10 protein-coding genes are annotated in these 12,501 nt (G+C 49.8%); 4 read left to right on the top strand and 6 right to left on the bottom strand.

Going from position 1 to position 12,501, the window contains the following annotated elements; all coding sequences use genetic code 11:
* Position 1: 1 nt before the first annotated feature.
* From MKS89_RS14705 to MKS89_RS14680, 6 genes are all read right to left on the bottom strand, one after another.
* Complete coding sequence (locus MKS89_RS14705; protein ID WP_072959555.1) at positions 2-2,152, bottom strand: type VI secretion system Vgr family protein; 2,151 nt, start codon at positions 2,150-2,152, stop codon at positions 2-4.
* A 436-nt stretch (positions 2,153-2,588) separates the two neighbouring features.
* A complete protein-coding gene (locus MKS89_RS14700) occupies positions 2,589-3,107 on the bottom strand; it encodes an Hcp family type VI secretion system effector (protein ID WP_077316288.1) in 519 nt (172 codons plus the stop codon).
* Positions 3,108-3,383: 276 nt separating this feature from the next.
* Complete coding sequence (locus tag MKS89_RS14695) at positions 3,384-4,007, bottom strand: TetR/AcrR family transcriptional regulator (RefSeq protein WP_072963514.1); 624 nt, start codon at positions 4,005-4,007, stop codon at positions 3,384-3,386.
* Between the two features lie 119 nt (positions 4,008-4,126).
* Positions 4,127-5,731 carry an ABC transporter ATP-binding protein gene (locus tag MKS89_RS14690; RefSeq protein WP_072963517.1) on the bottom strand — a complete coding sequence of 535 codons (1,605 nt, stop codon included), beginning with the start codon at positions 5,729-5,731 and terminating at the stop codon, positions 4,127-4,129.
* 5 nt (positions 5,732-5,736) lie between these two features.
* Positions 5,737-7,359, bottom strand: a complete 1,623-nt coding sequence (locus MKS89_RS14685) for an ATP-binding cassette domain-containing protein (protein WP_072963519.1) — start codon at positions 7,357-7,359, stop codon at positions 5,737-5,739.
* A gap of 342 nt (positions 7,360-7,701) precedes the next feature.
* Positions 7,702-8,646, bottom strand: coding sequence for a zinc ABC transporter substrate-binding protein (locus MKS89_RS14680; protein ID WP_072963521.1), 945 nt, complete (start codon positions 8,644-8,646; stop codon positions 7,702-7,704).
* 147 nt (positions 8,647-8,793) lie between these two features.
* Between MKS89_RS14680 and MKS89_RS14675 the strand changes: the two genes are divergently transcribed.
* From MKS89_RS14675 to MKS89_RS14660, 4 genes are all read left to right on the top strand, one after another.
* Positions 8,794-9,525 carry an ATP-binding cassette domain-containing protein gene (locus MKS89_RS14675; protein WP_072963523.1) on the top strand — a complete coding sequence of 244 codons (732 nt, stop codon included), beginning with the start codon at positions 8,794-8,796 and terminating at the stop codon, positions 9,523-9,525.
* Positions 9,515-10,327 carry a metal ABC transporter permease gene (locus MKS89_RS14670; RefSeq protein ID WP_072963526.1) on the top strand — a complete coding sequence of 271 codons (813 nt, stop codon included), beginning with the start codon at positions 9,515-9,517 and terminating at the stop codon, positions 10,325-10,327. The genes MKS89_RS14675 and MKS89_RS14670 overlap by 11 nt, the downstream gene beginning before the upstream one ends.
* A gap of 300 nt (positions 10,328-10,627) precedes the next feature.
* Entirely contained in the window at positions 10,628-11,830 is a 1,203-nt protein-coding gene (gene zigA / locus MKS89_RS14665) for a zinc metallochaperone GTPase ZigA (RefSeq protein WP_072963529.1), read from the top strand.
* The gene (locus MKS89_RS14660) at positions 11,830-12,498 is read left to right on the top strand and encodes a DUF1826 domain-containing protein (RefSeq protein WP_072963531.1); all 669 of its coding nucleotides are present in this window, start codon (positions 11,830-11,832) and stop codon (positions 12,496-12,498) included. Before zigA ends, MKS89_RS14660 begins: the two co-directional genes overlap by 1 nt.
* Positions 12,499-12,501 lie beyond the last annotated feature (3 nt).

Here is a 12,501-nt window from a genome sequence, read left to right as displayed (position 1 = left end):
GTTATGCCTTCCCTGTGCAAGGGCAGTCTGAACGAGGACAACTGCCGTCCGGTTGTCGCTGACACATTTTCGACATCGGTGTGTTTTGCATCGATACTTGTTCAAATGCTTCCGCTTGAATATTTTTCGGTGAAGCCAGTGTGTAAATCTCTGGTGATGCCGGTGTTTGTGTGGCGGTGATATTGGGTGCCTGCGCCTGCGCCGGTGGTGTCAGTGCTTTGAGGATATTCGGCATGGTGGCTGGCTGTCCGCCGTAACCTGAGCCGCTGCCGGCACTGCCGCCGGAGTTGAGGTTGATGGCACCGCTGACCACATGCACACCGCCGGCATCGACTTTGATAAAGCTGCCACCGACTTTGACGGTGATTTCATTACCGGCATCGAGGACGACGGCCTTACCGGCCTTGAGATGCACTTCGCTGCCTGAATCGACAATGGTTTTCTGGCCGACTTTCTGGTGCAGCGAGGCATCGGTTGCAAGGGTGAGGTTTTGTTTGATGGCGGTACGCTGCTCACCGTCGATGCTCAGGTGGTCGTTGACCTGCACATGGCTGTAACGGTCGTTTTCAACCGTGAGATGGCGGTCATGTTTAATCTGGGTGGTGCAGTCGTTTTCAACCAGCGCTTCGTAGTCTTTCTGCGCGTGGAGGTAAATCTTCTCGCTGCCGGACTGGTCTTCAAAACTTAATTCGTTAAAACCGGTGCCCTGATGGGTTTGGGTGCGAATGACGGTTTTGGTTTTGTTATCCGGCAGGGAATAAGGGGGCGTGTTGGTCGCATGATAGGTGCGACCGGTCACTAGCGGTTGGTCCGGGTCACCATTGAGGAAAGTAACAATCACTTCGTGGCCGACACGGGGGAGGGCGACCATCCCGTACTGGGCGCCTGCCCAGCCTTGGGCGACGCGAACCCAACAAGAGCTGTACTCATCTTCATTGCTGTAACGGTCCCACGGGAAGGAGAGCTTCACCCGGCCGTGTTCATCACAGTAGATTTCTTCGCCTTGCGGCCCGACCACGGTGGCGACCATCGGGCCGTCCACTTGTGGTTTGGGGTGTGGCTGCATGCGCCACAGCGTTTCATTCGGAATGACAACAAACTGGTTGCTGTATGTGGTCGCACCGCTGCCACCGGATTCTTCCAGTGCTTGCGGCTGACTGCCCTGATGGTCAATCCCGACAATCAGCCAGGGGCGATTCATAGTGCTGTCAAGGTGGTCGGCCAGAGTGAATACCACGCCGGCCTGAAGCTTGGCTTGGTTACTTTTACCCGATGCGGTGTGGCTTGCCCGGCGCAGTGATTCGAGGCGAATCTGACTGAAGGCTTTGCCGCTGGCATCATCTTTATAGCGCCCCGGTGCATCGTAGTGTTGGTAGTCCGGCAGTTGATAGGCCATGTCACTGCCAAGGACGGACTGTTTAAAGTTGTAGTCGGGCTTTTTAAAGCTGTAATCCCGCATGGCAACTTCCGTCACCTCGGATTGTTTGGTCTCACTGATGGCGGAAACATAGGGGGTTTCGGCGACCCCACCGGACAGCACGTTATAGGGGACGGTGCCGCCCAGTTGGGTAAATCCGGCACTGTTATCAGTGACGACTAACGTGTGTTTTTCGGCTTCATGGCTGAAGGTGTACATCAACCCTTCTTCTGCCGCCAACCGATGGAAGAAGGCTAAATCCGTCTCCCGATACTGAACGCAGAACTCCCGCGGTGCACATTCCCGTTTGACGGAAAAGGCGTAGTCGGTGATGTTCATTTCCTCAAGGAGAATCGCCAGAATCTCAGGGACGGTTTTATGTTGGAAAATCCGGCTGTTGTGGCGCAGGGACAGTCGCTCAAGGGCGGGCACCAGTGTCAGGGAGTAATAGGTGTGATGATGGCCGGTATCACCCCGGCTGAAGCTGCGCACAATACCATGGACTTGTTGCACGACTTCACCATCGCGGATGACTTCTAAGACAGCGGTCGTATCGACCAGTTGCTCGGCACTGATGCTTGAATTGCGGCTGGCCAGTTCGATTTGGTAGCGAAAGCCATAGACCGGGTTGCCCTGTGCATCGCGTGAATCAGAAACCGATTCATGTCCCTGATAGTCACGAACCACCAACGCTTCACCGACACCACTGACAAGACGGAAGTTCAAAGTCCCCATAGTTTTTACCTGACATTGTTGAGTTGACTGAGTTTTCACATACCCATTGATTTTGTCACCTGTGAAATCAGCGCGTCCTTAAGGATCTTCGCCGCCGTGAATGACATGGGTTCGGCCCGGTTTTCGATTATAACCGGATGAATATATGAGTCTTGATGAAAATGAAAAATTGGCGGGGAAATCAACGAGAAAGCAATTTTCCTGAAGGAGTCTCTCAGTTTTAAACTGTACCCCAGCCATCTTGCCTAACAACACATATACCTGAGCAACCTCTGAAGCGAGTATCTTCTGATTAAAGTTGTTCAGGTATATTGTCTTATTGATTAGAAGTTCAATACGATGTATTGAACGAAAATAATGTTGCCCACCAAAGGTGAGCAACATGACCATCAAAGCATTGTCGGACAGGTACATCAGGTGCCTGTCCATCAGACAATTAAGCTTCGACAGGCTTACGCCAGTCGTCAGCACCTGAAGTACCCGCGTTAACGTGATCCCAAGTGATCTTACGGTAAGACATTGATACCGTCAGGTTCTGAGTGAAATCAGCGTCTGCTGGGTTTTGGCAATGTGGCATTGCACACTCGATATTAACGATCGTTGCGTTTTCAAGTGTTGTGGTGAAGAAGTTTTCTTGTTTACCTTCGATTGAAGTGCGGTACCACTTCAAAGTAACAGAAGACATTTTTTCACCTGAAGCCAATGCGTTATATAGCAGAGGAACAGCTTTGTTCAGGTTCACAGTGAATTGGAAAGGCTTGTGAACACGTTGACCAGCAGGCTGACCAGACTGAGGATCAGTCGGAACAGTGACAACGTGGTCGAACTGTTGAACCATCATTTCATCTTCGTGACCTTCAACAAAAGAGTCACCGATAGAATCAGCAGTACAAGCGCCTGACGTGATAAGCCCCTGAGTTTCACCTTCGATAGAGATATAACATGGAGTTGGCATTCTGAAATTCCTTCAATTATCTATAATAAGTTCATGTTTTTAATACACATAGAACCTTTAGGCTCTTGTACTGTAAGAGCAAGGGGTGTGCCAACTTACATATATTAATAAAATCAATCGGTTATAAAGATACAAATATAGATACAAGCAAGATCTTGCCCAGAGGCGAGCAAGAAGTTGCCCGGTGAGCAAAAAGTTGCCTGAAAGAAGTGGAATAAGTATCACAGAAGTGTCTTATTTTTAAGAATATGTAAGCGTCGTCATCGCCGAAAGTGTTTAAGCTGATTGCCCGAGTGCTTTGCTAAAGGTCTCGGTTAATATGCTGACTAAAGATGAGCGATGGTCAATCTCTCCCCGTGCTAGTGCGTCATCGACTAATCCATGCATGGCATGAAACATCATCAGTGCCATCATGTCGGGCGCAGGCACTTGCCATGCATTCGCCTGAGCACCTTGTTGTAGTAAGGCACATAACTGCTCAATAACCGGATTTTCGCTCATCAGACTTCGCCCTTGCTTTGGATGGATATCCTGAAAGAGCATATCGTGAACCATCATCTGATCGAGTAATCCGTCGACTGCGGTTGTGAACCAAGTGCGCAGTTGTGATTGCCAATCATCGGGTCGACATTGGGCAAGCGCGGTATCAATCCGCACGCAAAAGCTGGTCATAAAACGCTGCTGTAAGGCGTGTAACAGGCTATCGCGGGAATGAAAGTAAATGTAAAAGGTCCCTTTGGCGACGTGAGCCGCAGCGGTAATATCTTCGATTCGGGTTTCATGGAGCCCCTTGGTTAAAAATAAATGTTCAGCGGCATCCATCAACGCTGTGCGTCTGGTGTGCGGTGATCGCGTCCGTCGATGTAACTGCGTTGTTTTGATATCGGTACTTTTATCCATTGCCTCGCTCATGATTCGCCCAAAACACAATGATTGCAGGTAGAGCGCGAGTCTGTAAATCGCGTGCTACCGCTGTTTTCATTATGATTCAAATACTGATTATATTGAACCATGCGTTTTTATATCTGTGTCGGTTCAGTCAGTGTGATGATTTTGGTCGGCTGCCAAATCGTCGGGTCTCTGTGAGTGACGATAATCAGCGTCGCAGGTAGCGTGCTCACGTATGCTGCAATCTGTCGTTCGGTCTCTTCATCGAGTGCTGCGGTTGCTTCATCGAGAATAAGCACCGGCGCCGCTTTGAGGAGCGCGCGCGCGATGACGATCCGTTGTCTTTCTCCGCCAGAAAGTGCACTGCCTTGATGACCGACAGGCTGATCAATCCCGTCGGGGGAGCGGTCGATCACATGCCCCAGCATCGCGTGTCGTGCTGCGATTTCGACGTCAGCACGACTTGCCCCTGCACGACCTAAACGGATATTTTCGGCTAAGGTGCCAGTGAACACGACCGGATCCTGTGCAACATAAGCGATATGTGAGGTCAGTTCAGCGTAGCGCATCTGATGCAAAGGCACACCACCAAAGGTGATCGCCCCGCTTTGGGGATCATCAAAGCGTATGAGTAGTTCAAGTAAGGTACTTTTCCCGCTACCACTCGGCCCGGAAATGATGACATGCGCGCCCGGTTCAATCTCAGCGCTGATCTGGTTGAGAACGGGGGGCTGGCAGATGTTCTTCAGGGAGAGATGGTGTCCATCCGGCACTAAAGCTTGAGTTGCTTCTGGTTCAGGTAAGGTCGGAACCAAGGTACTTTGGAGATAGTCGTTCACTGCTGCACGTAATTGATTAATTCCCAAACCTGCCAATGCCAGTTCACCGAGCGGAGCGGCTGCACGGGTGACTAACACCAACAGCGCCAGAGTCATAATGGGTGTGCTGATAGTTGTGATGGTGAGGTAAGCACTGATGCAGGCTAACGGCAAAAATTTGGCGACCGCTGAGAGTAATGTTGCTTTGGCAGCAGCGCGGTTGGTATTGGCCAGAACCTGTTCTTGGGTTTGCCATTGTTGTTCGATTCGCCCGATTGCCCTTGTTGGCCCCGCGGTGGTGCGCAACAGCTCCAAATGGTCAACGAATTCGATGGTCGCGTTTGCAGTCCCGATATTGGCAGTATGCCTTGTTTTATCACTCTCAATCAGTGCCATTTGGGCTTTAAATTGCAGGAACAGTGACAGAGCAAGCGTGCCCGCGGTGAGCAATGCGACGGCTGGCCCTGACAACCATGCAATGCCGCAGACCAGAAACAGGGGCAGCAATGGCGCATGCAGGAAAGTTTGTATCTGGTGGGCCGGCACACTCATGAATCCGGGAATACCTTGAGAAGCTAACATGGCGAGTTGGGCTCGGCGTGTATCGGTCAACCATGAAAGTTTGGCTCGGGCGATCGCTTGGCCCAATGTTTCGAATAAATCACCGGACAATCGAACACCGCAGAAAAAACCTGCACGTGTCGTCAAGATTGTCATGAGTATCGCAACGCAGGCGGTGAGTAAGACCCAAACCGGAGATTGTTGGTGTGTGATAGCTTGTGCCAGCACTGTATAGGCCATGGCTTCCAGCGCGGCGACCAAACACCAACTGAGACTAATCCAAATCAGTCGACGCTTGGCATGTAAGGGCCATTTTGACGACGTGGCACCGGATGGGATGTGGCTCGCTAAAGTCATACCGTTCATTCCTTGTGTTGTGATGATGCTTTGAGTTGTAGCGATTTTTTGAGATCAATGTGTTGGTCAGCTTGAGCGGCCAGAGCGGGATCATGAGTCACCATGATCAGCGTTTTATTTTGGCTATGCGTCAAATGTAACAATGCCGCCATGAGCTGATGCGCATTCGCGTGGTCCAAAGCACTGGTGGGTTCATCCAGCAGTAGGATCGTTGCCGGGCTCAAGAATAAGCGTGCCAGTCCGACTCTTTGCTGTTCTCCGCCAGACAGTATTGTTGCATCGACATCTAAGTCGATCTCCAGTTGGGCATGCGTCAGCGCATCATGGAGTTGTTGATCACTGGCATCCGGTGCGGTCAGCCATAAATTCTCCCGGACCGTGGCATTGAGCACGGGGTTTGTTTGCGGTAGCAACTGAATCATCTGATGACGGACTTGCTCATCGAGCGCCACAATACTTTGGTTCCCCAGACAAACCGCACCACTGCCTGATTGCTCAAACCCTGCAAGTATCCGGAGTAGGGTTGTTTTGCCACTGCCGCTTGGCCCCATGATGACCGTGAGTTTTCCGGGGGGAAATTGGTGAGAAAAATGCTCAATCAGCGCTCCGTTCTCGGTATGAATACTGATGGCTTGGGCGGTGAGTTTTGCGTCATCCCCCTGAAGAGAAGCATTGCCTTTGGGAAGTGTTGTTTCACGCAGCAATTCAGCGATGCGCTGGCCTGCAACGCGGCCGGAGGAAAGGTAGTCGAGACCATGTCCGAGGCGCAATGACGGGGTGACGATTGCCAGCCCGAAAAACATTGTCGCTGCGAGCGCGACGGGGCTGAGTTCATAAGAGACCCAATATGCGATGGCAAATGTTGCCACCGCCTGTAATAACGCGGTGGCAATCGCGGCGGCGGTTGCCACATGACTTACCCACGTGACCATACCCTGTGTGAAGCGATTGGTAGCGTCATGGTAATCCGCAAGCGCACCGGATTGTGCATTGAAAAGGCGATGAATGCGGATCCCACGGACATAGTTGTTAATCGCGGTGACGATGGTCTCCATGGCTGCCACCCGTTCAACATTAAAACGCATTGAATAACGTGGGACGAAGATCAGGTAATACATGGCAGCGATGCATCCGGGGAGTAAAGCGAGCAAAGAGATTGGCCCGGACATCATAAGCAGCATGATCACCGAAGCGGCAGGGACAATGATAAACGTCGCGATTTCTGCGGGTAAGTGAGCGACCATGTGGTGCAGGGCGGCAATATCTTCAGACACTAATCGCCGCAGTGCGTTGTCATCGTAGCGCGCTAACGTCCGGGTCGGGAGTTGTGTTAAGTGAGTAGCAACCTGACGGCGTAGTTTTGAGGAAAAACCGGCTTCGGCCTGATGGGAAATCCATGACGCACTTGATGAACAAATCGCTCCGACACTCCAACAGGCACAGGCATAGAGTACCCAAATGATGGATAGATCCGCTATCAGGTGAATGAGGCACCAGAGTGCAGCGAGTGTCGCTAAACCGGCGATTCCCTCTGCGAGTATGCCTAAACCGAGCTGTGGTAATACGGGTTTGAGAGCCGGTCTCAATAAAGGGTCAAAAAGGTATGTTTGGTGTTGTCCTTTGTTCATTGATGATTCCTTATGCCTGCGGATGTCGTTGGCAGTCGTACAACATGGCGTATCTGTCTCTCATGTACTCTTATTTCTCATTTAATTTTAAATGATAATGATTATTAATTGCTAATGACTTTTGGTCATTATTGATCAAAAGTTCGACAAAACTCAATTGAAAAATAAGATCGATGCGCTGAAATTTTCGTGCTGGCAGGGAGGATGCTTTAAGGCGGTGCTAGGTGCTAGGTACTAGACTAGGTACTAGCGAGCTGGCTGTGGGGGGAGTTGGAAGCAAAGAGCCTCTCTCTAAGCATGGTCAGTCTATGCATGGTAAGAAGAGGCTCAGTGGTATTGATATTAACGATGACACTGTTTCAGGCTGTCGATCATCGCGGCTAACAGCGCTCGGTAATGATCTTTGCCAACCGGAATGTTCGCACCAATGGGATCCATGGTGCCGATGGTTGTGATGGCTGAGTTTGCAAAGACCGCATGAACTAATTCAGGGTTGAATTGCGGTTCGGTAAACACACAGGTCACCCCCAAATCTTTGACTGTTTTGCGAATTTTTGCAATTCGGGCCGGGCTTGGTTTCGATGCATCAGAAATGGAAATCGCCCCAGAAGCCAACAGATGGAACCGGCGCTCAAAATATTGGTAAGCATCATGAAATACGATGAATTTAATCCCTTTGAGGGTTTGGGCTTGCTGCGCAATTTTATCGCTAAGCCGATGTAAACGAATAATCGTTGCTTTGGCATTTTGTTGATAAAGCTGCGTATGTTCACTGTCTGCATTCGACAATGTGTTAGCAATCGCTGTGACCCAAACTTCGGCATTCTGGGGATCCAGCCACATATGAGGGTCATGTCCTTCGTGATGATGCCCTTCATGATGATCATGGGCTCCATCATGATGTTCTCCATGATGTTCATGGGCTTCGAATGTTGCGCCTTGACGGAAGTCATACAGGGTCGTTCCCTTCACTTCTGCCATCTCAACCTTAACGGCAGAACTCGCTAAACTTGAAAGTGGTTTTTCAAGCCAAGGGGTTAATCCTTCACCAATCCAAAACACGATATCTGCTTGTGAGAGTGCCTGCGCCTCAGAAGGGCGCAAATGATATTCGTGAGGGGAAGCTCCCGCGCGGATGAGTAGATCCGGTTGACCGACACCATCCATCACTTGCGCGACCAGTGAATGTAATGGTGCGATGTCAACGGCGACATGAGGGGCTTGAGCGTAAGCTTGCGAGACGGTTGCCAAAACGATAGCAATACCGGATATGGCTTTTTTGAGCATGATATTCTCCTGATCGTATGTAATAAAAATTGTCAGAGTGGCAAATTGAATTGTTATGTTATAACATAACTTTTAGTTTGGGTATCTTATCTGTCGGTCTTTATTTAAAAACTTGTCCGATATCGTCACACCATTGGGAGAAAGTAGATGTTGATTTCTTCACAAGCGTTGTCCGTTAAGTTTGGTCATAACACGATTTTGGATCGCGTCAATATTTCGGTGAGTCGGGGTGAAATCGTTACGATTGTCGGCCCGAATGGTTCTGGTAAGTCAACGTTATTAAAAACGTTGATAGGTGCGGTGTCTCCGACGAGTGGTCAAGTGATTCGATCTGCCGACCTGAAGATCGGCTACGTGCCGCAACGGCTCCATATTGATGAAACGCTACCGATGACGGTTAACCGGTTTTTGACGCTTCCACAGCGTCACTCAAAAGAAGCGATTAGGCAGGCTTTAGCGCGTGCTGGTGTTGCGGGCATGGAAAAACAGCAGGTGATGTCCTTGTCCGGCGGACAACTGCAACGGGTTCTCTTGGCCCGGGCATTGTTGGAAGAACCCTCATTGCTTCTGTTGGATGAAGCAACACAAGGGCTCGACCAACGTGGCACTGTGGATTTCTATCAACAGATTGATGCGATCCGGCAAGAAACCGGGTGTGCGGTGATGATGGTCAGTCATGACCTGCATGTGGTGATGAGACGAACGGATCGTGTTATCTGCCTAAATGGCCATATCTGCTGTGAAGGTGTTCCGGAAACGGTCAGTCAGTCTCCGGAATATAAATCACTGTTTGGTCTTGATGACGATGATGTTTTAGGCGTGTATCGGCATCAAGATTCCTCTCATTACATACATCGGGGATCATTAAATGCTGGATGATTTTCTTTGGCGTGCCGCTTTTGCCGGCATTGGTGTGACTTTAGCCGCGGCCCCTCTGGGGTGCTTTATTGTATGGCGTCGTATGGCTTATTTTGGCGATGCTACGGCGCATGCCTCCATGTTGGGTGTTGCCTTATCGCTCTCTTTTTCTCTGCCAATTTTCCCTGGCGTATTGTTTATTGCGTTGCTCATGGCTATCACGGTGTCTTCGTTTTCCGGGCGAGGGTATGCCATGGATACGCTGTTGGGCGTGATGGCGCATTCTGCTCTGGCAGCGGGTCTTGTGGCGGTGTCATTTCTCTCCGGTATTCGACTGGATCTCATGGCGTACTTATTTGGTGACATTCTGGCCGTCAGCAAAATGGATCTGCTGGTTATTTGGGTGGGAACTTTGTTTGTGATCGGGCTGATTCGTTTTCGTTGGTCTGGGCTGCTGTTATCAACGCTGAATAAAGATTTAGCACTGGCTAGTGGCTTTTCGCCTAAACGGGAACAACTCATTCTCACCATTGCGCTTGCTGTCGTGGTCGCTGTTGCCATTAAAGTTGTTGGTGTACTGCTGATTGTGGCGATGCTGATTATTCCTGCGGCGACAGCCCGACCATTTAGTCAGACACCGGAAATGATGGTGATGCTTGCCGCAGTGATTGGTTGTAGTGCCAGTGTGATTGGCTTACGCACTTCCTACCTTTTGGATACGCCGACTGGCCCCACAATGGTTTGTATTGCCGCCGGGTTATTTATCGCGTCGAGTGTAATTTGGAAAGTTCGGCTGAAGATGCAAGCCGACTCGCAGAGTTAACTGGAAATATATACCCAAGTAACCTCAAGATGCAGGATTCAGAGTGTCTTCAATCGGCGTCATTCAAGGAAAATGTCGGCAGGAATGGTCTTCCCATTTCAATGACATTTGACGCAGAAAGGCGCCGATTGAAGCACTCCCGAAGGGCGAGTTCACTGAACTCAGAGACTGTGTTAGAGATTATCGCCATAGAATGGCTATGACTCAAATCTCTGCCTTGCCTCTGAGTCCAGTGATTCTCGCTGAAACTGCATCTTGAGGTCATTTGGGTATACATAAAAGAGTTTTGGAGTGAGGACAATGAGTCAGAAAAAAATTGTGGTTACGGTGTTATCAGGGTTTTTGGGCGCTGGTAAAACCACGGTTCTTAGCCACATTCTCAATAATCGTGAAGGCAAGCGAGTCGCGGTTATCGTGAACGATATGAGTGAAATCAATATCGATTCAGCGACCGTCAAAAACGAAGTTTCCCTGAATCACAAAGAAGAAAAACTGGTGGAAATGAGTAACGGCTGTATTTGTTGTACATTGCGCGAAGATCTGCTGGTGGAAGTGGCTCAATTGGCGAAAGAGGGGCGTTTTGACAACTTAGTGATCGAATCGACCGGTATTGCAGAGCCCCTACCGGTTGCAGAGACATTTACGTTTGCGGATGACGATGGCGTATCGCTCTCCGATGTAGCGACGTTAGACACCATGGTCACGGTGGTTGATGCGGTGAATTTTTTACGTGATTACGAAGCGGCTCAGTCTCTTCAGGAAACCGGGGAACATTTGGGGGAAGAAGACGAGCGCAGTGTTTCTGATCTATTGATTGAGCAAGTGGAGTTTGCGGATGTCATTTTGATCAGTAAGACCGATATTGCCAGCGCAGACGACGTCGAGCGATTAAAAGCGATTCTCAAAACCTTAAATACACATGCGCGCATTATTGCGATTCAAAATGGGCAAGTGAATGTCTCTGAGGTGCTGGACACGGGTCTGTTCGATTTTGAGCGGGCGCAACAGGCTCCGGGATGGTTAAAAGAGCTGCGAGGTGAGCATATTCCGGAAACCGAAGAGTATGGCATTAGCAGCTTTTGTTATCAGGCGCGTCGTCCGTTCCATCCGGAAAAATTTTATCGGTTGCTACACAATACGACATGCTACGGGAAGTTGATTCGCTCGAAAGGGTATTTCTGGCTCGCATCTCGTCCAGATTTTGCCGGGCAGTGGAACCAAGCCGGTGGTATGGCTTACTACGGTTTTGCCGGTATGTTTTGGAAAGCGATCCCGAAAGCGCAATGGCCAACGGAGCCAGAATACTTAGCAGAGATTGAAAACAATTGGGTTGAGCCATTTGGTGATATGCGTCAGGAACTAGTGTTCATTGGGCAGCGGTTAGATAAAGCGGCAATGATACATGCGCTTGATGAATGTTTACTCACCGAAGAGGAAATGTTGGCGGGTGAGCCCTTGTGGCAAGCGTTACCGGATCCATTTCCAGCCTGGGAGGAAGAATAATGAGTGTTGACATGGCGATGCCTGCAGAGATGGTGCGGGGAGCATCGGTCGCTCCGAGATCGACGATGCCGAGTATCCTGAGCGATATTTATCAACCGGAAAACAACATTGCGATCTGGCAGCGACCATTATCTTCCGAGATGACCGCACATATTAAAAATATGCTGCAAGAGGGGCAGCCTTTAGCGTTGGTACAAAGCGTGACGCCCGCAAATGCAGCTGAGTGGATTCGCAATCGGTTATCGGATTACGAATGTGCAGATGCACTGGGTGAAGATATAGGTTTGATTGTTGATATGTTCTGCTGTCTTTTCGATTTACAGCAAGTGGGTCTGCGCTTGACGGCTTTGGATAAACCAATGTGTCCTAAATTTCATGTGGATCAAATACCTTGTCGCCTTGTGACGACTTATGTTGGTTCTGCGACGGAGTGGTTAAGTAACGACGATGTTGATCGCCGGAAACTGGGAGCGGGTGCTCAGGGCATGGCCGATCATTTGTCTGGTTTATTTGATAATGAGCAGCGTATCAATCAGATGCAATCCGGTGATGTCGCCTTATTGAAAGGTGGTGGCTGGGAAGGGAACGAACAGACGGGCTTGGTACATCGTTCTCCTGAATTGATATCGAATGAAAGGCGCTTATTACTCACACTTGATTTCATATAACCT

Origin of the sequence: Vibrio gazogenes, from assembly GCF_023920225.1 — a bacterium.
In the GTDB taxonomy this organism is placed as follows: domain Bacteria; phylum Pseudomonadota; class Gammaproteobacteria; order Enterobacterales; family Vibrionaceae; genus Vibrio; species Vibrio gazogenes.
The sequence above is the reverse complement of the archived record's forward strand: the minus strand, read 5'-3'. Positions and strand labels throughout refer to the sequence as shown.